Raw genomic sequence first — 19,980 nt, forward strand, 5'->3', positions numbered from 1 at the left:
GACGCGAAAAGGCCGCTTTCGCAAATTCATTTATCAGAAAGGCGTTATCGGAAATTCCGATATCAGCGGACGCGACCGGAGCGCAGACTTTCGGCGATGCCGACGAAATCGCGTGCGGCCTGCGGCAGGCTGGAGCCCTTGCGCCAGACCATGCCGACCTGGACGACCGGCAGCGATCCGGAAACGTCGCGGCTTTCGATCCGGTCGCCTTCGAGCGACCATGGGCGGTAGACGAGATCGGGAAGCAGCGCCACGCCGGCACCTGTCGCCACCAAGCTGCGCACGGCTTCCACCGAGCGGGTGCGGAAGGCGACATGGGGACGGGCGCCGAGGGCCGAGAGCAGCTTGCCGGTATTCTCCTCGATTTCGTCGACCGTCAGCATGATCAGCGGTTCGCGGGCGATATCGGCGACCGAGATGATGTCGGCCGACACCAGCGGATGACCCATCGGCAGCCAGAGCCGATAGGGCGAGGTTTCGAGGATCTCGGCCTGCAGCGCCATGCGGTCGCGCAGGTTTGAGATCACCATGACGGCGACGTCGAGTTCGCCGCCGACCAGGAGATGTTCGAGGTAGCCGCCATTATCCTCGATGGCGCTGACCTCGATGCCCGGGCAGGCGCGCCGGTATCGCGCCAGGAGGTCGGAGAGCACGTAGCCGGCGACAAGCGAGGTGACACCGATGTTCAGCGTACCGGAAAGCGCGCTTTGCTGGCCGGAGAAGCTGGTGCGCGCATCAGAGACGGAGGCAAGGATCTTCGTCGCGTGGCGCAGGAACTGGTGGCCGTTATGCGTGATCGTCAGGCCGCGCGGATGGCGCTCGAAGAGCGCAACGCCGAGGTCGTTTTCGAGCTCTTTCAGCGCCTCGGTCACCGAGGATTGCGAGATCGACAGGTTCTGCGCGGCGCGCGTTACCGAACCCTGTTCGGCGACGGCGACAAAATATTGAACCTGGCGAAGCGTGAAGGCCATCAGCGTTTAGAGCATGGCGAAACAGGCCGTGGCAAGCGGCTGAAAAAAGCGGACCTTTTTTGGTCTTTTCTCAAAATGGCGCAGGCTTAGCACCCTCACTTAAACTTTCGGAAACGTCATTTCCTTAGCATTATCAGCACTTGTCCTGCGTTGGAGTTTCAGATGGCGGAGCAGTTGGCGTGAAGGCCTTACTGCGCATGTTCCGGCCTTCCCGGAAATTGGCAATCATCATCGGTGGAGTCGCTCTTCTGGCGGGCGTTTCCGGCGGCGCGGCCGTCTATGTCGGTAAGGACAGGCTGATCGGTGCCGCCGGTGGCGGCTACGGGCTCGAATGCAGCGACGTCAATCTGGTGACGATCCGGAAGCAGAACCACATCTGGGTGCGCAAATACATCAAGACCGAACCGACCGACGGGATGACCCGCGTCAGGACCGCGCTTCGCGTCGCCCAGGCCGTTTATGCCGCGCAGAAGCCGGATCTGATCCAGGTAGTGGTGCTCGACGAGAACGGCCCGACATTGCGCGCCGACATCCGCGGCCGGGCGATCGGCGCCGATGTCGTCTATATCCCGCATCCCGACAAGACCGTTCCCGGCCTCGATGAGAAGTCCTATACCGCGCGCTACTATGACGGCAGGGCCAGTGAAAACGGGCTGTTCTTCGGCGAGCGGATTGATCTGCCGGTGGATGAGATTGCCATGATCAGCGCCGGTTTCAAGGATCCCGAAGATTGCGTCGACCCGGTCGCGGTCGGTTCGACCAAGAGTGAGGAAAAAGGCAAGAAGGCCGCAGGCGGCGCACATGGCGCAGCACCGGCGGCCGAAAGTGAAGCGGCGCCTGCCCCCGAGGGCGTCGGCACCGATGTCGTGGCAGAGGCACCAGCCGAAGAACCACCGGCAGAAGCGCCAAAGACCCACTGAACGAACGGCATAAAAAAGCGGAGCGCCGGCCGGCACTCCGCTTTTTTTGTTTTGACGTTTATTCTCGTCAGTCGGCCTTGTTGCGGCGGGCCGGAAAGAGGATGACGTCGCGGATCGACGGGGCGTTGGTCAAAAGCATGATCAGGCGGTCGACACCGATGCCGAGGCCGCCGGCCGGCGGCATGCCCTGGTCGATCGCGTCGAGGAATTCCTCGTCCAGCTGCTTTTCCTTTTCGCCGCGGGCATGGGCCTGTTCGAGCTGCTCGACCATCCGGCGGCGCTGCTCTTCGGGATCGTTGAGCTCGGAGAAGGCGTTGCCGAGTTCCCAGGCGTTGCAATAGGTCTCGAAGCGCTCGACGAGCCGCGGTTCGCCCGGCACTTCCTTGGCGAAGGGTGAGATGTCCTTCGGGAAATGCGTGACATGGGATGGCTGGATCAGTGTGGATTCAACCTTTTCCTCGAAGATGAAGGCAAGGCACTCGCCCCAGGTCCAATCCTTTTCGACCGCAAAGCCCGCGGCCTTGGCGGCGGCGCGCGCTTCCTCGTCGGTCTTGATGGCGAGAAAATCGATGCCGGTCGCTTCCTTGACGGCGTCCGGCATCGGCACGCGCTTGAACGGACCCTTGAAGGACAGCTGCTTGTCGCCGAAGTCGAATTCGGTGGTGCCATGGATGGAGAGCGCCAGGGTTTCGAACAGCCGCTCGACGAGGTCCATCATGTCCTCGTAATCGGCATAGGCCCAGTAACACTCCATCATCGTGAATTCCGGATTGTGCCGGGTGGAGACGCCTTCGTTGCGGAAGTTCCGGTTGATCTCGAAGACCTTGTCGGTGAGGCCGGAGACCAGCGTGCGCTTCAGGAACAGTTCCGGCGCGATGCGCAGATACATGTCGAGCTTCAGCGTGTTGTGATGCGTCTTGAACGGCTCGGCGGTGGCGCCGCCATAGATCGATTGCAGCATCGGCGTCTCGACTTCCATGAAGCCGTCATTCTCCATGAAGCGGCGGATGCCGGAGACGATCTTCGAGCGCTGCTGGAAGCGAAGCTTCGAATCCTCGTTGGTCATGATGTCGAGATGGCGCTTGCGATACCGCAGCTCGATGTCGGAGAGGCCATGCCACTTCTCCGGCATCGGCAGCAGCGACTTGGTCAGCATCTCGATCTTCTGGGCGTTGATCGTCAGCTCGCCGCGCTTGGTGCGGCGCACGATGCCGGTGACGCCGATGATGTCGCCGATGTCGATCATCGGCAGCAGGGCGCGGGCTTCCTCGCCGGTGACGTCCTTGTGCGAGAAGATCTGGATCTTGCCGGAGGCGTCATGGATATCCATGAACATGCCTGAGTTGCGCGAGGAATAGACGCGGCCGGCGACGGTGACGACATCCTGCGTCTCGACGTCGGATTCCAGAGATTCGTACTTGGCGCCGAGCTCGGCATTGGTCAGCGTCCGGTGGAAATGCGCCGGATAGACGTCGCCGATCTGCTCGCGCAGCAGCTTCAGCTTCTGGGCGCGCACCTCAGTCACGTCGGAAGAAAGGGTGTTTTCGGTCTTGTCGTTCATGTCATTCGCCTCATCGATGCGGCACGAATTCTAAATCAATGGTTCCGCGTTTCGAAGCGCGGCGGCTGGCTCGGCCTGACCCTCCCCGCAAGGGGGAGGGCTTCGGCTGTCATTTCGAGCCGACGAGGGCGGCGACGGCCTGCGCGGCGAGCTTCAGCCGCTGGCGCACGACGGAGCGGCCGAGGATCGCCATGGAATCGAAGAGCGGCAGCGAACGCGACGAGCCTGATACGGCGACGAAGAGTGGTGAGACCACGACCTTCAGCTTCTTGCCCATGCGGTCGGCGATGGCGCGAAGCTCCGCCTCGATCGTCTCGACATTCCATTCCAGGATCTTTTCCAGATCCGGCTGAACGGTGTTGAGGATCTCCAGGATCTCCTCCGGCGGCGATTTGATCTTGGCGAAGTCGGACGGCTGCAGGCCGAGATCGGACTTCAGCAGGAAGCCGGCGAGATCGGGCAGCTCGCCGAGCTTGGAAATGCGGGTCTGCGACAGGCGGAGGCCCGCCTTTAAACGATCGTTTTCCATCGCCCAGGTGAGCACCCGCGCCTGGAATTCCTCTTCGGACAGTTTCTCGCGAATCCAGCGGCCGTTCAGCCAGTCGAGCTTCTGGATGTCGAAGATTGCGCCGGCCTTGGAAAGGTTTTCCGGGTCGAACTTCTCGGAGAGCTCCTCGATCGTCAACAGCTCTTCGCCTTCGGCGATCTGGATGAAGAACAGGCCGAGGAAGTTCATCAGCGCTTCGGGGATATAACCGAGCGCGGAATAATAAGAGATCGAGGTCGGGTTCTTGCGCTTCGACAGCTTCGACTTGTCGGCATTGCGCATCAGCGACAGATGCATGAAGACCGGCTGGTCCCAGCCGAAATAGCGATAGAGCAGGATATGCTTCGGCACCGAAGCCAGCCATTCCTCGCCGCGCGCCACATGGGTGATCTTCATCAGATGGTCGTCGATGACGTTGGCCATGTGATAGGTCGGCATGCCGTCGGCCTTGATCAGCACCTGCATGTCGACGGAATCCCAGGGGATGGAGACATCGCCGTAGACGCCGTCGGTGAAGTCGCAGGAGCCTTCGGCCGGGATCTTCATGCGAATGACGGTCGTCTCGCCGGCTGCCATGCGCGAGGTCACTTCCTCTGCCGTCAGGCTGAGGCAGAGGCCGTCATATTTCGGCGGCTTGCCGGCCGCGCGCTGGGCCTCGCGCATCTGTTCGAGACGCGCGGGCGTGCAGAAACAGCGGAAGGCATGGCCCTTGTCCAGCAGTTCCTCAGCGTAAGGCTGGTACATCGGCTTGCGGTCGGACTGGCGATAGGGGCCGTAGGGACCGCCGATATCGGGGCCTTCCTTCCATTCCAGCCCGCACCATTTCAGGGCGTCCAATACCTTGGTCTCGAATTCCGGGGTCGAGCGCGTCGCGTCGGTATCTTCGATGCGCAGGATGAACTCGCCGCCGTGCTTCTTGGCGAAAAGGTAGTTGAAGAGAGCGATGTAAGCGGTGCCGACATGCGGCTCGCCGGTCGGCGAGGGAGCGATGCGGACGCGGACGCCGGAAGTTGTCATTGGTATGGCCCGTCAATGAACGCCGGACGGCTTTCCGGGGAAAGCGACGTTCGGCCGAAGGATGCAGATATCTTCATTGGCAAACCGGCCGAAAAAGGGCATGCGCCCGCACTATCCGCCGATCGTCCGTTCGGCTGGCCTTAGGCCATATTCAACCGGGCGCGTCAAGAAAAACCACGTCTGCAAAGGCCCGAGGGCGATGAGGGACGGCGCACCCGTTGCGGCGCGCCGTCCCGCTTGGGTCTCAGTGGGCGCCGTCGCGTTTCCGGTTGCGGGCGTTGCGCGCGATCATGTTCAGCACCTCGACCGCTGCCGAGAAGGCCATGGCGGCGTAGATGTAGCCCTTCGGCACATGGAAGCCCATGCCTTCGGCGATCAGCGTCGTGCCGATCATCAGCAGAAAGGCGAGCGCCAGCATGACGATCGTCGGGTTCCTCTCGATGAAATTGGCAAGCGGGTTTGCGGCAACCAGCATGACGGTGACGGCGGCGATGACGGCGATCACCATGATCGGCAGATGCGGCGTCATGCCGACGGCGGTGATGATGCTGTCGACCGAGAAGACCAGGTCGAGCAGCAGGATCTGGCCGATCGCCGATGCAAAGCCGGTGGTGACGGATTTCGCGATGAAATCCTCCTGATGGTCTACAGGATCGACAGTGTGGTGAATTTCCTTGGTGGCTTTCCAGACGAGGAACAGGCCGCCGGCGATCAGGATCAGATCCTTCCAGGAGAAGCCGTGTCCGAAAGCCTCGAACAGCGGTTCGGTCAGTTGCACGATCCAGGCGACGGTGCCGAGAAGAGCCAGGCGCATGACCAGTGCAAGGCCGATGCCGATCTTGCGGGCCCTCTCCCGGTGCTCGGGCGGAAGTTTGTTGGTGAGAATGGAAATGAAGATCAGATTGTCGATCCCGAGAACGACTTCCATCACCACCAGCGTGATGAGCGCCACCCAGGCGGCCGGATCCTGAATGAGCGTCATGATTTCCTGCATCAGCGTATACCTCTTTGCGTCACATGATGAATGACGCGCGCAATGTAATGTCGGCGGCCTGCCACGCAAGCGCCCCAAGGGGGTATACGCAATCGATGTGACTTTTATTCCCGAGAACAGGGTGTCGTGCGAAACCGCTCACACTTCTCGGCATCATGCTCTGATCGGCAGCCAGATTTCGGTGACGCCCATGCCGGTATAGGGGTCGAAGCGCTCGTCGTAGCGTTCGAACATGTCGGGGGTCTCGCCATGCTCCAGGCCGGAGGTCGGCCACCATGTGCCGAAAATCCGGTGCATGGTCGCGGGAATGCCGGAGACATGGCCGCGATGAGTGAAGACGACGTAGCGCTGGCCGGGAAGCTTGAGCGTTGCAAAATCCGCCGGCAAATCACCAGCATCGGAGATTTCGGCCGCGGCCATATAGCGGAACTTCTCGGCTTCGCCGTCGATATGCGTGCAGATGCCGTAGGCGACGTTGCCTTTCTGGCTTGATATATGGCCGAAATGGGCATTGAACTTCTGCCAGAGCGAAGGAATGGCGGCATTGCCGCCATAGGGGTAGATCTCCTGCAGACCGGCAAAGAGCATCGGCTGAAGGGTTTCGAAGCGGGGCGGTTCGAGGTCGTTGAGGTGGGCGGGGTCCATTCTGATCGGCTCCAGCAAGACAAGGTTACGGGCGTGCCCCTGCCGGCGCACCGCATCCGGCGTCATGCCGAACTGGTCGCGGAAGGCACGGGTGAAAGCTTCGTGCGAGCCGTAGCCCGCGCAAAGCGCAACCTCGAGAATGGTGGATGAGCCGCTAACAAGCGCGGGCAAGGCGCGGCTGAGGCGCCGGCCTCTAATATAGCCGCTGATCGAGTGGCCGGTAACGAGCCCGAAGACGCGTGACAGATGGTAACGCGACAATCCGGCTGCTTCCGATATTTCTTCCAGCGATAGATCGCTTTCGAAATGGCTCTCTATGAACCATATCGCCCGTGCGATGGCGCTCATCCTTACTCCCCTGGTTACCGCTCCTTCTTAGAGAAATGCCGGCAGCCGGGTTTGATCGTTGTTGCGGAGTTTCGGTCGGCGGGCGGCGACCGTCAAGGATGTGGTCAAGCGCTCTCGTGCTGGCGCGCGCCGTAAGCGGCCATGAAGACCCGGATCGCGCCGCGAATGACGCGCTCGATTTCGTCGCGATGGGGCGGCTCTTCCATGCTTCCGAACAGACGGAGCTTGAAGAAACTGCCGCTGGCGAGGTCGAGAAACTGGCCGGCAGCCAGATCGATATCGTCGATCTCGAGCCTGCCTTCGGTGATCTGCCGTTCGAGGAAATCGCGCATGATGGTGCGCAGGTTTTCTGGGCCTTTGAAGAAGCGTTGACAGAGCACCGGCATGCGGTCGCGCACGCCAAGAACGGTGCGCATCGCGTTGATGACCTTTTCATCAGTCATGTGGGTGACGAAGCTGATCCCGAATTCGTACAGGCCAGCTTCGGGATCGTCATGTTCGGCAAGGGCTGTCCGTACGGCCGCCACGAAGGCGGCGCGCTCGGCCTCGATCATCGCCGAAAACAGTTCTTCCTTGTTGGTGAAATAGACGTAGAGCGTGCCCTTGGAGACGCCGGCCTCGCGCGTCACGTCGTTCATGCTGGCGGCGTCGAAGCCCATCTTCATGAAGACGCGCTTGGCGCCGGCGAGAATCTGCTGGCGCTTGGCCGGGTCTTCGCCCGCGGCAAACCTGCCTCCGCCAACGGGAGGGCTGAAGACGGCGGCGTGGTCGGGTTTCAACGTCATGTCTCTATTAACCGTGTTCACGGTTTCGCATTTTCTTTAAAGAAATCGAACCGATTGGTTCTATACATCTTGATATGACGATAAAACAGGTTTAAGTCAACTGAACCGAACCGTTCAGTTCGATTATTTACTCCAAGATCGGTAAAGTGGTCATGTCGAGCAACCAGAAAAGCAACGTCGCGCGGATTGTCAGCGAAAACGCCGGCCGAGGAAGCAAAGGCCGAAGTCGTGACCGTCGCAGAAGCTCCGATGGCGGAAGCCCTGGAAAGGCCGTCTGCCCCTGCGCAGTCGGCGCCGGCTTCAGCTCCGGTCGCTGGACCTGCAACTCCGAAGAAGCGCCGCAGCCCGGTGCTGCCGATCGTCGCGCTCGCCGTTCTGGCGGGTGGCGGCTGGTATGGTTACGAATGGTGGACGAACGGCCGCTTCATGGTGTCGACAGACGACGCCTATATCGAGGGCGATATTGCAACGATATCGCCGAAGGTCACGGGCTACGTCGCGAAGGTGAATGTGGTCGCCAACCAGGAAGTCAAAGCGGGCGACGTGCTTGCCACGCTTGATAACGGCGACTATCAGAACGCCCTCGATCAGGCGGAGGCCCAGATCGCCACCGAACAGCTTTCGCTGCAGCGCATCGACGCGCAGATCGAAGGCGCCAATGCCAGCCTCGTACAGGCGCGGGCGCAAAAGGTGGCACTCGAAGCGGCCGTTCGCGGTGCCGAGATTACCCAAAAGCGCCAGAGCGAGCTGCAGGCGAAGTCGGTCGGCACTGCCGCCGATCTCGACAACGCCAATATCGCGCTCGACCAGGCCAAGGCCAATCTTGCCGGCGGCGACGCCAATATCACCGCCGCGCAGGCCAACATCACCATACTCCAGGCGCAGCGCAAGGAGGCCGAAGGTTCGGTCCGTTCGCTGGAAATTTCGCGCGACAAGGCCGCCCGCGACCTCTCCTTCACCGTGCTCAAGGCGCCTTACGACGGCATCGTCGGCAACCGCTCGGTCCAGGAAGGCGATCTCGTTTCGCCTGGCCAGCGCCTGATGGCGCTCGTTCCGGTGCGTGAGCTCTATATCGACGCCAACTTCAAGGAAACGCAGATCCAGCATCTGGTTGCGGGCTCGAAGGTCAACGTCCATGTCGATGCCTATAGCGACCATCCTGTGGTCGGCACCGTCGAATCGATCTCGCCGGCGTCCGGCTCGGTGTTCTCGCTGCTGCCGCCGGAAAATGCGACGGGCAATTTCACCAAGGTGATCCAGCGTGTACCGGTGCGCATCGCGCTGCCGCAGGACGCGCTCGACAGCGGGCGTCTGCGCGCGGGCCTCAGCGTCGTCGTCGACGTCGATACCCGCACGGCGCCGAGCAAGTAAGCCTTTAGACAAGGCGGAGGTTCTCCGATGGCCGGAAGCGCGACAGCAACAGCGGGGACGATTCCGGCAGCGCCTGCCCACGCTGACGAGCGCATGGATCCGAGGAAGCTCATCGCCTTCTTCGCAATGGTGCTCGGCATGTTCATGTCGATCCTCGACATCCAGATCGTCTCGGCCTCTCTCGCCGAAATCCAGGCCGGCCTTTCGGCCGGCAGCGACGAGGTCGGCTGGGTGCAGACGGCCTATCTGATCGCTGAGGTCATCATGATCCCGCTGTCGGGCACGCTGGCGCGCATCATTTCGACGCGCTATCTGTTCGCGATCTCGGCCGCCGGCTTCACCATGGCGAGCGCGCTCGCGGCGACGGCGACGAATATCGACCAGATGATCGTCTACCGCGCCATTCAAGGCTTCATCGGCGGCGGCATGATCCCGTCGGTGTTCGCGGCCGCCTTCACCATCTTCCCGGCGTCGAAGCGCAGCATCGTCTCGCCGATCATCGGCCTGATCGCGACGCTGGCGCCGACCATCGGCCCGACGGTCGGCGGTTATCTCAGCCACGCCTTCTCCTGGCATTGGCTGTTCCTCGTCAATATCGTTCCCGGCATCATCGTTACGATCGTCACCTGGAACTTCATCGATTTCGACAAGCCGGAACTGTCGCTCTTCAAGAAGTTTGACTGGTGGGGGCTGATCTCGATGGGGATCTTCCTCGGCACGATGGAATATGTGCTCGAAGAGGGCAATTCGAACGACTGGTTCAACGACAGTTCCATCGCGATTGCCGCCGTTGCCTCGGGCGTTGGAGCCATCGTCTTCTTCTATCGCGCCTTCACGGTGGAGTTCCCCGTCGTCGATCTCAAGGCCTTTGCGAACCGGAATTTCTCCTTCGGCTCGATCTTCTCCTTCGTCATGGGTATCGGCCTCTATGGTCTCACCTATATCTACCCGGTCTATCTCGGCCGCATCCGCGGCTACGATCTGCTGATGATCGGCCAGACAATGTTTGTCTCCGGGCTTGCGATGTTCTTCACCGCGCCGATCGCCGGGCGGCTGTCGACGAAGATGGATCTGCGCCTGATGATGGTGATCGGTTTCATCAGCTTCGCCGCCGGCACATACATCATGATCCACCTGACGGCGGATTGGGATTTCTACGAACTGTTCATTCCGCAGATCCTGCGCGGTTTCGGGCTGATGATGTGCATGGTGCCGATCAACAATATCGCGCTCGGCACAATGCCGCCCTCGCGCATCCGCGGCGCATCCGGCCTGTTCAATCTGACCAGAAACCTTGGCGGCGCCGTCGGTCTCGCCGTCATCAACACCGTGCTCACCAACCGCCAGGATGTGCATTACGAGCGGTTGCGGGAGAATATGGACTGGGGCAATCCGGCGGCGATAGACCAGATGAACAACATGACCGCCAATTTCAACACATACGGCATGGATGGCGCCTCGGTTGCGATCAAGCAGATGGTCGGCCTTGCCACCAAGCAGGCGGTGATCCTGTCCTTCAGCGACGTGTTCCTGATCCTGACCGCGCTTTTCGTTGCGATGATCTTCGGTGTCGCCATGATCAAGAAACCCGCGCCGCAAGGTGGGGGAGGCGGTGGCGGCCACTGACCTCCGGCCTGCCGCTCCATGAAAAGGTCCTCTCCGGAGGACCTTTTTGTTTGCCGTATTCCAGCTACTATGTCATCTGCATGTAGTCCCCGGTCGGATTGGTCTGAAGCAGACTGGCCGGCCGCAAAAACAGTGCGCCAATCGGCCTGTTTTATTTTTTGATTTACGTACATCAAATTTGGCGCTAATGGTCTCGGCAGGAGGAATGATGAGGCCAACAGTTCACGATATCGCCGCCGTCGCCGGGGTCAGTCTTGCGACTGTCGACCGGGTTCTCAACCAGCGCCCGGGTGTGCGTCACGTCACGCGGGAGAAGGTCGAGACCGCAATCCGCGACCTCGGTTATATCAGGGACGTCGCCGCCGCCAATCTCGCCAAGGGGCGCACCTATCCGCTGGTCTTCATCCTGCCGGCAAGCGACAATTCCTTCATGCATGGGCTGAATGCGGAGATCCGCCAGGCCGTTCTCCGCTCGCCGGCCGAGCGCACCGATATCCGCATTGTCGAGGTCCCGGCCTTCGATCCGGCCGCCCTCGTTTCGGTGCTCGAAGGGCTTGCCCGCGAAAAACCGTGCGGCATTGCGATGGTCGCGACCGATGCGCCTGAGGTGCGCGCCGTCGTCGACAGACTGGTGCGCGAGCGCTTTCCCATCGTCACCCTGGTTTCCGATCTCACCGGATCGCTTCGCCATCATTATGCCGGCGTCGATAATATCGCGGCCGGCCGGACGGCGGCCCGTCTGCTCGGCCGCTTTCTCGGGCCGCGAAAGGGTGAGATCGCCGTGCTCGCCGGCTCCATGCTGGTGCGCGACCATCGCGAGCGGCTGGAAGGTTTTGCCGCTGTGATGGCTGAAGAATTTCCCGATCTTGCGATCCTGCCGGTTCTCGAAGGCCGCGACGACCCCGAGGTCGCCCATAGGCTCGTTGCCGATGCGCTCGGAAATACGGGCATCGTCGGCATCTACAGCCTCGGCGCCGGCAATCGTGGCCTCATCCGGGCGCTGAAGGAGAAGGCCGTCGACCGGACGCTGACGGTGATTGCCCACGAACTGACCGCCCATACGCGCGCAGCGCTCATCGACAACACGATCGATGCCATCCTCAACCAGGACGCCGGCCATGAAGTGCGCAGCGCCATCCGCATATTGAAAGCCAAGGCGGACGGCCTTGCCGTCATCGCAGCGCAGGAGCGCATCCGCCTCGACATATTCCTGAAAGACAATCTGCCGTAACGGCAAAGGAGAATACCCCATGTATCTCGGTCTCGATCTCGGAACCTCCGGCGTCAAGGCGATGCTGATCGATGGCGATCAGAAGATCGTCGGCTCGGCCAATGGTTCGCTTGATGTCTCGCGTCCGCATTCCGGCTGGTCGGAGCAGGAGCCGTCCCACTGGGTGCGCGCCACCGAAGAGGCTGTCGCCGGACTGAAGGCGAAACATCCGAAAGAGCTTGCAGCGGTCAAGGGCATCGGCCTTTCCGGCCAGATGCACGGGGCGACGCTCATCGATGCCGCCGACAAGGTGCTGCGCCCCTGCATCCTCTGGAACGACACGCGCAGCCACGTCGAGGCTTTAGCCCTCGATGCCGATCCGCGCTTCCGCGCGCTGACCGGCAACATCGTCTTCCCCGGCTTCACGGCGCCGAAGCTCGCTTGGGTCGAGAAGCATGAGCCCGATGTTTTCGGCGGGATCGCCAAGGTGCTGCTGCCGAAGGATTATCTGCGTCTCTGGCTGACCGGCGACTATATCTCCGAAATGTCGGATTCGGCCGGCACCTCCTGGCTCGACACCGGCAAGCGCGCTTGGTCGTCCGAACTGCTCGCCGCCACCAATCTTTCCGAGGAGCAGATGCCGGCGCTTGTCGAAGGCACCGCGCAGGCTGGTCAGCTACGGGCAGAACTGGCGGCGCAATGGGGCATATCCGGCAATGTCGTCGTGGCTGGCGGCGCTGGCGACAATGCCGCCTCGGCCTGCGGCATGGGCACGGTCAGCGATGGCGCCGCCTTCGTCTCGCTCGGCACGTCGGGCGTGCTTTTTGCCGCCAACGGCTCCTATCTGCCGAAGCCGGAAAGTGCTGTGCATGCCTTCTGCCACGCGCTGCCGAATACCTGGCACCAGATGGGCGTCATCCTCTCGGCCACCGATGCACTCAACTGGCATTCCGGGGTGACCGGCAAGTCGGCGGCCGATCTCACCGGCGAACTCGGCGAGACGTTGAAGGCGCCGACCGGCGTCACCTTCCTGCCCTATCTTTCCGGCGAGCGCACGCCGCACAATGATGCCGTCATCCGCGGCGCCTTCATCGGCCTCGAACATGAAAGCAGTCGTGCCGTTCTCACCCAGGCGGTGCTCGAAGGTGTGGCCTTTGCCATCCGCGATAATCTCGAAGCGCTGCGTTCGGCCGGCACCGGCATCTCGCGCGTCACGGCGATCGGCGGCGGTTCGCGCTCGCATTACTGGCTGGCGTCGATCGCGACCGCGCTCGGCGTTCCGGTCGACCTGCCCGCCGACGGCGATTTCGGCGCGGCCTTCGGCGCCGCACGCCTCGGCCTGATTGCCGCGACGGGTGCCGATCCGATTGCCGTCTGCACGCCGCCGGTGACATCAGGCACAATCGAGCCGGTGTCGGCGCTGAGCGGCGCTTACGAGGATGCCTACACCCGCTACCGCGCAGTTTATCCGGCGGTCAAGTCGCTGACGCATTGAGAACTGGAGCCAGCGGCCCCCTCATCCGCCTGCCGGCACCTTCTCCCCGCTGGGGAGAAGAGACTCGCAGCGGCGCCTCATTCCTCTTCTCCCCTCGGGGAGAAGGTGGCCCGAAGGGTCGGATGAGGGGCCGGATGGCACAAACGATAAGACTGAATTACGAACCCCAAGGAGACCCAATATGAGCACCGGATTTTTCGGCGATATCCAAAAAGTGAAATACGAAGGCCCTGACAGCACCAATCCGCTGGCCTTCCGTTACTACCAGCCGGACGAGATCGTCATGGGCAAGCGCATGGAAGACCATCTGCGCTTTGCGGTGGCCTATTGGCACACCTTCACCTGGCCGGGTGGCGACCCCTTCGGCGGCCAGACCTTCCTGCGTCCCTGGTTCGAGGACACGATGAAGGCTGCCAAGCTCAAGGCTGACGTCGCCTTCGAATTCTTCTCGCTGCTCGGCTCGCCCTATTACTGCTTCCATGATGCCGACGTGCGTCCGGAGGGCAAAAATTTCGCCGAGAACACCAAAAACCTCAATGAGATTGTCGACTACTTCGCCGAAAAGCAGGCCGCGACCGGCACCAAGCTGCTCTGGGGCACGGCGAACCTCTTTTCCAATCGCCGCTATATGTCGGGTGCTGCGACCAACCCGGATCCCGATGTCTTCGCTTTCGCAGCCGCGACCGTGAAGACCTGCATCGACGCGACGCAGAAGCTTGGCGGTGAGAACTACGTCCTCTGGGGCGGCCGCGAAGGCTACGAGACGCTGCTCAATACCGATCTCAAGCGGGAGCTCGACCAGCTCGGGCGCTTCCTCAACCTCGTCGTCGAATACAAGCACAAGATCGGCTACAAGGGCACTATCCTGATCGAGCCGAAGCCGCAGGAGCCGACCAAGCACCAGTATGATTACGACGTCGCGACCGTCTACGGCTTCCTCAAGAAGCACGGCCTCGAAAACGAAGTGAAGCTCAATATCGAGCAGGGCCATGCGATCCTGGCCGGCCACTCCTTCGAGCACGAGCTGGCGCTTGCCAATGCGCTTGGCATCTTCGGCTCGATCGACATGAACCGCAACGACTACCAGTCCGGCTGGGATACCGACCAGTTCCCGAACAATGTTCCCGAAATGGCGCTCGCCTACTACCACGTTCTGGCAGGCGGCGGCTTCAAGACCGGCGGGACCAACTTCGACTCGAAACTTCGTCGCCAGTCGCTCGACCCGGCGGATCTGCTGATCGGTCATATCGGCGGCATGGATTGCTGCGCCCGCGGCCTGAAGGCCGCTGCCAGGATGATCGAGGACAAGGCTCTGTCGCAGCCGCTCGCCGATCGTTATGCCGGCTGGGAAACGGCTGAAGCGCAGAAGCTTTTCCGCGGCGAATATTCGCTGGATGAGATCACGAGCTGGGTCGAGACCAAGGACGTCAACCCGCAGCCGAGATCCGGCAAGCAGGAACTGCTCGAAAACGTCGTCAACCGTTACGTCTGATCAAGCGTGCCGGCGGTCATCGGCCGCCGGTGGCCGGCTATATCTCTGTTCAGCGCTTCAACCAGTTGCGCGATGGTGCGGAGACGGAGTTTCGAACCACCAGATCCGGCCGCAGCAGGATTTCCGTCTCGGTCGGCCGGCCATCGGACAGGAGCTCCAGCAGCAGCGCCATCGCCTGTTTGCCGATCGCCGTTCGCGGCTGGCGGATCGTCGTCAGCGGTGGGGATATGAAGACGGCCTGCGGCACGTCGTCGAAACCCGTCACCGAGAAATCGCGCGGAATGTCGTAGCCGCGCGCGCCGAGGCCGATCATGACGCCGATCGCCGTCTGGTCGTTCACGCACATGAAGGCGGTGGGAAGTGTGTCGCGCATGAAAAGCTGTTCGACCGCATGCCGGCCGCTTTCGATCGTGCCGTCGCCTTCAAGCACGATCCTCAGATCGGGCGGGATGCCGGCGGCATCGAGACCGGCATCGTAGCCCATGCGGCGCCTGATATAGGCAAGCCGGGTGCGCGAATCGCCGATGAAGGCGATCTTGCGATGGCCTTCGGCCAACAGCAGGTCCACCGCCTTTCGCGCCCCCTCGGTATCGTCGACGCCGACATAGGGAATGCCGCCGTTGAAGACGGGCTCGAAAACGCCCACACTCGGCGGCAGCCGCGCCGTCATCGTCTGATGCCCAAAGGGCAGGATGCCGGTGAACAGGATCAGCCCGGCAGCCTGGTTGGAATTCAAGAATTTCAGATATTCGAGCCCGCGCTGGGCGTCGTTCTGCGTGTGGCCGATCAGAATGCCGTAGCCGTGCGCGCGCGCCTCGTTTTCCAGCCCGACGAGGATGTTGGAGAAATTGGGGTCGCCGATGTCGGGCGCCACCACGAGGATCATGTTGGAGCGGCCGAGCCTTAGGCTGCGAGCCATGGCATTGGTGGTGTAGCCGGTGACGGCGATCGCCTGGTTGACCTTGAGTCTGGTGGAGTTGGCGACCTTCTCCGGCATATGGATTGCCCGGGACACCGTCGCGATGGAGACCTCGGCGATCCGGGCGACGTCTTCGATTGTTGCGGGCGTGGAATTCGACACTGAGCTCTGCCTTGGGCTGTCTTCGCCGCGACACTACACAGACTTGTCGACAGGTCAAAGGCAGGCTTCAACGGATCTGCGTAAATCCACCATGTAAACCTTTACATGCCTGATGTAAAGGTTTACATAAACGTCAAAGCGGACGGGAGCCGCAGCGCACAGCACCCGAAAACAGCAAACGGTTTTCAGAATGGGAATGTGCGCTAGTTCAAGGTGATGGAGCGGCGCCGGCAGGTTCTGCCGGATGCAAGGCGCTCTTGGGGGAGGGCATAATGACCGTGGAGATCGCCGACACCGCACCCGTGGTGCTGTCCGCCAGGCGTATATGCAAATCCTTCACCGGCGTGCAGGTGCTTTTCAGCGTCAATTTCGATCTCCGCGCCGGCGAAATCCATGCGTTGATGGGTGAAAACGGCGCTGGCAAATCCACGCTCGTTAAGGTGTTGTCCGGTTTCGAGCAGCCGAGTTCCGGCGAGATCCTGCTTGACGGCAAGCCCGTCGTTCTGCCGCCCAACGGCGCCGCCGAGGCGCTCGGCATCGTCATCATTCACCAGGAATTCAACCTCGCCGAACATCTGACCGTGACGGAGAGCCTCTTCCTCGGACGCGAAGTCACGCGCTTCGGTATGCTCGACCGCAAATATATGCGCTCGGAGACACGCAAGGTTCTCGATGTGCTCGGTTCGCATGTCGATGAGAATGCGCTGATCAGCACGCTGTCCATCGCCGACAAGCAGATGGTCGAAATCGCCAAGGCCATCAGCCGCGACGCGCGGGTCGTGTTCATGGATGAGCCGACAGCCGTCTTGTCGCGGGAAGAGACCAATATGCTGTTCAAGCAGGTCCGCAAGCTGCGCGATCAGGGCACCAGCTTCGTCTTCGTTTCGCATAAGCTCGATGAAGTGATGGAATTGACCGATCGTGTCACGGTGCTGCGCGACGGCCAATGGATCAAGACGTCGCCGACATCCATTCTGGACGGGGAATCGATCGCGCAGCTGATGGTCGGCCGCGAACTCTCCAGCCTTTATCCCGCCAAGGTCGAGCCGGATGTCGACGAGGAGGTCGTCTTGAGCGTCGCCTCGGTGTCGACGGGCTATGTCAAAGATGCGAGTTTCGAGGTGCGCAAGGGCGAGATCATCGGCTTTTCCGGCATGATCGGCTCCGGCCGCACCGAGCTGATGGAAGCGATCGCCGGGTTGCGGACTCGTCTCGAGGGCGAGGTGGTGATCAAAGGCGCAGCCGTTCCCTCCGGCGACGTTCATGCCGCCAATCGCTGCGGCCTAGCCTATATGACCAAGGACCGCAAGTCGAAGGGCCTGCTGCTGCGTTCCGGCATGGTCACCAATCTGACGCTGCAATCGCTCGGAAGGCATTCTCGCCGAGGTTATCTCAGCCCCGGCAGCGAAGCGGCCGCGATGGCAAAAGCCAAGCGGCGCTTCGACATCCGGGTTCGCGACGGCAATATCGTCGCTGGCCGGATGTCGGGCGGAAACCAGCAGAAGCTGCTGCTCGCTAAGGTCATGGAGACCGAGCCCGACATCATCATCATCGACGAGCCGACGCGTGGCATCGATGTCGGCACCAAACAGCAGATCTATCATTTCATCTCGGCGCTGGCCCGGGACGGCCGGTCGATCATCATCGTCTCGTCGGAGATGCCCGAGGTCATCGGGCTCTGCACGCGGGTCGTGGTGATGCGTGAAGGGCATATTGTCGGCGTGCTCGAAGGAGACGAGATCTCCGAGCAGGAGATCATGCGTTACGCCGCCGGACTGAAGAGGAAAGCGGCAGCCTGAGGGCCGAAGCGGACAGATAAGATGCCCAGAAAGAACGGGGCGGGAGGTTGGTTTTGGAAATGAGTGTCAACGAGGAGACCAGGGAAATCCGGCGCCGATCCTGGCGGGATGTCGATCTGCGTGCGGTCGCGCCTTTCGTCGCCCTGGCGCTGCTTCTGATCGTCGGAGCTCTGGTCAATCCCAATTTCATCGGCATCACCAACCTTGCCAATGTGGCGACGCGCAGCGCCTTCATCGCCATCATCGCGGTCGGCGCGACTTTCGTGATCTCGGCCGGTGATCTCGACCTGTCGGTGGGTTCGATGGTTGCCTTCGTCGCCAGCTTGATGATCCTGCTGATGAATTCAGGCGCCATCGAAAACCCCGCACTGATGCTGACGGTCGCAGTCGTCTTCACGCTGGTCGCCGGCGCGCTTTGCGGCCTGGCGAACGGCCTGATCACCACGGTTGGCAAGATCGAGCCTTTCATCGCGACGCTCGGCACGATGGGCATCTATCGCGGCCTGACGACATGGCTGTCGCAGGGCGGCGCGATCACGCTTCGCTCCGCCGATATCCAGACGCTCTATCGTCCCGCTTATTTCGGCGCGATTGCCGGCGTGCCGATCCCGATCGTGGTGATCCTGGCGGTGACGGCGGTTGCGGCGTTCATCCTCTACCGCACCCGCTATGGGCGCCACGTCGTTGCTGTCGGATCGAACAGCGATGTCGCCCGCTATTCCGGCATCGCGGTCAATCGCGTCAGGACGATCGCCTTCGTCATCCAGGGCCTGTGCGTCGCCATTGCGGTGCTGCTCTATGTTCCGCGTCTCGGCTCGACCTCGGCGACGACAGGCATCCTGTGGGAACTGCAGGCGATCACGGCGGTCGTGGTCGGCGGCACGGCACTGAAGGGCGGTGCCGGCAGGGTCTGGGGCACGATCTGCGGCGCCTTCATTCTCGAACTCGTCGGCAACATCATGCTGCTTTCGAATTTTATCAGCGAGTATCTGATCGGCGCCATCCAGGGTGCGATCATCATCATCGCCATGTTCGTCCAGCGCTCGCTGGTGCGCAAATCATGAATTGCTCCGGTTTGGATTGATCGGGCTTAGGATTGACCGGGCTTACAGGGCGTCCGGTCCTGTATGGAAAAGTCCCTGAAATTATTGGGAGGAAATGGCATGCGTAAATTGATGTTGGGCCTGGCGGTTGCGGCGGTGACGTTCGCCGGCGCCGCTCACGCCGAGGACAAGAAATTCACCATCGGTGTGTCCATTCCGGCCGCCGACCACGGCTGGACGTCGGGCGTGGTCTTCCATGCCGAACGTGTCGCCAAGCTGCTGATGGCCGAACATCCCGGTCTCAACGTCATCGTCAAAACCTCGCCGGACGCTGCCAGCCAGGCAAACGCCGTGCAGGATCTCGACACGCAGGGCATCGACGCCCTGGTCATCCTGCCGTCGGATCCCGATCCGCTCGTCAACGCCATCAAGGAAGTCAAGGGCAAGGGCAAGTTCGTCGCTCTCGTCGACCGTGCGCCGTCGAGCAACGATAACTCCGTGCGCGACCTCTATGTTGCCGGCAACAATCCGGCGCTCGGCGAAGTCGCCGGCAAGTACATCAAGGACACCACGCCGGATGCCGAAGTGGTGATTATCCGCGGTCTGCCGATCCCGATCGACCAGCAGCGCCAGGACGGCTTCGACAAGGGCATTGCCGGCTCGAAGGTCAAGGTTCTCGACCGCCAGTACGGCAACTGGAACCGCGACGATGCCTTCAAGGTCATGCAGGACTACCTGACCAAGTACCAGAAGATCGACGTCGTCTGGTGCCAGGACGACGACATGGCCGTCGGCGTTCTGCAGGCGATCGAGCAGGCCAAGCGCACCGACATCAAATATGTCGTCGCCGGCGCCGGCTCCAAGGACATGGTCAAGAAGGTCATGGACGGCGACAAGATGATCCCGGTCGACGTTCTCTATCCGCCGGCAATGGTCGGCACGGCCATGGAACTGACAGCCGCTGCCCTCTACGATCAGGTCCCGGTTCACGGTAGCTATATCCTCGACGCGACGCTCGTCACCAAGGACAATGCCAAGGACTTCTACTTCCCGGATTCTCCGTTCTGATCCATCG

15 protein-coding genes and 1 pseudogene are annotated in these 19,980 nt (G+C 61.7%); 9 read left to right on the top strand and 7 right to left on the bottom strand.

Translation table 11 applies throughout. The annotated features are described in order from the left end of the window. Positions 1-62: 62 nt before the first annotated feature. Complete coding sequence (locus ACS4RS_RS10490) at positions 63-971, bottom strand: LysR substrate-binding domain-containing protein (RefSeq protein ID WP_439011011.1); 909 nt, start codon at positions 969-971, stop codon at positions 63-65. Positions 972-1,150: 179 nt separating this feature from the next. Here ACS4RS_RS10490 and ACS4RS_RS10495 point away from each other — a divergent pair, with 179 nt between their 5' ends. Beyond that, on the top strand, positions 1,151-1,891 hold the full coding sequence (locus tag ACS4RS_RS10495) for a hypothetical protein (RefSeq protein ID WP_439011010.1): 741 nt from the start codon (positions 1,151-1,153) through the stop codon (positions 1,889-1,891). Positions 1,892-1,958: 67 nt separating this feature from the next. Here the strand turns inward: ACS4RS_RS10495 and lysS are convergent, their stop codons facing one another. The 5 genes from lysS to ACS4RS_RS10520 all read right to left on the bottom strand — a co-directional run bounded on the left by lysS (position 1,959) and on the right by ACS4RS_RS10520 (position 7,788). Beyond that, positions 1,959-3,452, bottom strand: a complete 1,494-nt coding sequence (gene lysS / locus ACS4RS_RS10500) for a lysine--tRNA ligase (RefSeq protein WP_439011009.1) — start codon at positions 3,450-3,452, stop codon at positions 1,959-1,961. 109 nt (positions 3,453-3,561) lie between these two features. Beyond that, the gene (gene gltX / locus ACS4RS_RS10505; RefSeq protein ID WP_439011008.1) at positions 3,562-5,016 is read right to left on the bottom strand and encodes a glutamate--tRNA ligase; all 1,455 of its coding nucleotides are present in this window, start codon (positions 5,014-5,016) and stop codon (positions 3,562-3,564) included. 244 nt (positions 5,017-5,260) lie between these two features. Further along, a complete protein-coding gene (locus ACS4RS_RS10510; protein WP_439011007.1) occupies positions 5,261-6,010 on the bottom strand; it encodes a TerC family protein in 750 nt (249 codons plus the stop codon). 153 nt (positions 6,011-6,163) lie between these two features. Next, the gene (locus ACS4RS_RS10515; RefSeq protein WP_449313963.1) at positions 6,164-7,003 is read right to left on the bottom strand and encodes an AraC family transcriptional regulator; all 840 of its coding nucleotides are present in this window, start codon (positions 7,001-7,003) and stop codon (positions 6,164-6,166) included. A gap of 104 nt (positions 7,004-7,107) precedes the next feature. Continuing rightward, entirely contained in the window at positions 7,108-7,788 is a 681-nt protein-coding gene (locus ACS4RS_RS10520; RefSeq protein WP_439011854.1) for a TetR/AcrR family transcriptional regulator C-terminal domain-containing protein, read from the bottom strand. Positions 7,789-7,940: 152 nt separating this feature from the next. Here ACS4RS_RS10520 and ACS4RS_RS10525 point away from each other — a divergent pair. From ACS4RS_RS10525 to xylA, 5 genes and pseudogenes are all read left to right on the top strand, one after another. Further along, a pseudogene (locus ACS4RS_RS10525) lies at positions 7,941-9,159 on the top strand (HlyD family secretion protein). A 27-nt stretch (positions 9,160-9,186) separates the two neighbouring features. After that, complete coding sequence (locus ACS4RS_RS10530) at positions 9,187-10,785, top strand: DHA2 family efflux MFS transporter permease subunit (protein ID WP_439011005.1); 1,599 nt, start codon at positions 9,187-9,189, stop codon at positions 10,783-10,785. A gap of 208 nt (positions 10,786-10,993) precedes the next feature. Continuing rightward, a complete protein-coding gene (locus ACS4RS_RS10535) occupies positions 10,994-12,016 on the top strand; it encodes a substrate-binding domain-containing protein (RefSeq protein WP_439011004.1) in 1,023 nt (340 codons plus the stop codon). A 19-nt stretch (positions 12,017-12,035) separates the two neighbouring features. Beyond that, on the top strand, positions 12,036-13,490 hold the full coding sequence (xylB, locus tag ACS4RS_RS10540; protein WP_439011003.1) for a xylulokinase: 1,455 nt from the start codon (positions 12,036-12,038) through the stop codon (positions 13,488-13,490). Positions 13,491-13,671: 181 nt separating this feature from the next. Further along, a complete protein-coding gene (gene xylA, locus ACS4RS_RS10545; RefSeq protein ID WP_439011002.1) occupies positions 13,672-14,982 on the top strand; it encodes a xylose isomerase in 1,311 nt (436 codons plus the stop codon). 49 nt (positions 14,983-15,031) lie between these two features. On the opposite strand, the gene ACS4RS_RS10550 is transcribed toward xylA, so the two are convergent. After that, positions 15,032-16,063, bottom strand: coding sequence for a substrate-binding domain-containing protein (locus ACS4RS_RS10550; protein ID WP_439011001.1), 1,032 nt, complete (start codon positions 16,061-16,063; stop codon positions 15,032-15,034). 272 nt (positions 16,064-16,335) lie between these two features. Here ACS4RS_RS10550 and ACS4RS_RS10555 point away from each other — a divergent pair, with 272 nt between their 5' ends. The 3 genes from ACS4RS_RS10555 (at position 16,336) to ACS4RS_RS10565 (ending at position 19,973) form a co-directional block, all read left to right on the top strand. Next, positions 16,336-17,862: an ATP-binding cassette domain-containing protein gene (locus ACS4RS_RS10555; RefSeq protein ID WP_439011000.1), complete on the top strand. Its 1,527-nt coding sequence runs from the start codon at positions 16,336-16,338 to the stop codon at positions 17,860-17,862. Between the two features lie 59 nt (positions 17,863-17,921). After that, the gene (locus ACS4RS_RS10560) at positions 17,922-18,926 is read left to right on the top strand and encodes an ABC transporter permease subunit (RefSeq protein ID WP_439010999.1); all 1,005 of its coding nucleotides are present in this window, start codon (positions 17,922-17,924) and stop codon (positions 18,924-18,926) included. 99 nt (positions 18,927-19,025) lie between these two features. After that, positions 19,026-19,973 (top strand): substrate-binding domain-containing protein, encoded by a 948-nt coding sequence (locus ACS4RS_RS10565; protein WP_003590207.1) that lies wholly within the window; start codon positions 19,026-19,028, stop codon positions 19,971-19,973. Positions 19,974-19,980 lie beyond the last annotated feature (7 nt).

Origin of the sequence: Rhizobium sp. F40D2 (assembly GCF_051810745.2) — a bacterium.
Lineage (GTDB): Bacteria > Pseudomonadota > Alphaproteobacteria > Rhizobiales > Rhizobiaceae > Rhizobium.

Excerpts from the sequence above, each read along its gene's own strand:
- ACS4RS_RS10520 (WP_439011854.1), bottom strand. The coding sequence starts at position 7,788 with ATGACGTTGAAACCCGACCACGCCGCCGTCTTCAGCCCTCCCGTTGGC.
- ACS4RS_RS10555 (WP_439011000.1), top strand. The coding sequence starts at position 16,336 with ATGACCGTGGAGATCGCCGACACCGCACCCGTGGTGCTGTCCGCCAGG.
- ACS4RS_RS10530 (WP_439011005.1), top strand. The coding sequence starts at position 9,187 with ATGGCCGGAAGCGCGACAGCAACAGCGGGGACGATTCCGGCAGCGCCT.
- ACS4RS_RS10565 (WP_003590207.1), top strand. The coding sequence starts at position 19,026 with ATGCGTAAATTGATGTTGGGCCTGGCGGTTGCGGCGGTGACGTTCGCC.
- ACS4RS_RS10515 (WP_449313963.1), bottom strand. The coding sequence starts at position 7,003 with ATGAGCGCCATCGCACGGGCGATATGGTTCATAGAGAGCCATTTCGAA.
- lysS (WP_439011009.1), bottom strand. The coding sequence starts at position 3,452 with ATGAACGACAAGACCGAAAACACCCTTTCTTCCGACGTGACTGAGGTG.
- ACS4RS_RS10490 (WP_439011011.1), bottom strand. The coding sequence starts at position 971 with ATGGCCTTCACGCTTCGCCAGGTTCAATATTTTGTCGCCGTCGCCGAA.
- ACS4RS_RS10560 (WP_439010999.1), top strand. The coding sequence starts at position 17,922 with ATGAGTGTCAACGAGGAGACCAGGGAAATCCGGCGCCGATCCTGGCGG.
- ACS4RS_RS10535 (WP_439011004.1), top strand. The coding sequence starts at position 10,994 with ATGAGGCCAACAGTTCACGATATCGCCGCCGTCGCCGGGGTCAGTCTT.
- xylB (WP_439011003.1), top strand. The coding sequence starts at position 12,036 with ATGTATCTCGGTCTCGATCTCGGAACCTCCGGCGTCAAGGCGATGCTG.
- ACS4RS_RS10510 (WP_439011007.1), bottom strand. The coding sequence starts at position 6,010 with ATGCAGGAAATCATGACGCTCATTCAGGATCCGGCCGCCTGGGTGGCG.
- gltX (WP_439011008.1), bottom strand. The coding sequence starts at position 5,016 with ATGACAACTTCCGGCGTCCGCGTCCGCATCGCTCCCTCGCCGACCGGC.
- xylA (WP_439011002.1), top strand. The coding sequence starts at position 13,672 with ATGAGCACCGGATTTTTCGGCGATATCCAAAAAGTGAAATACGAAGGC.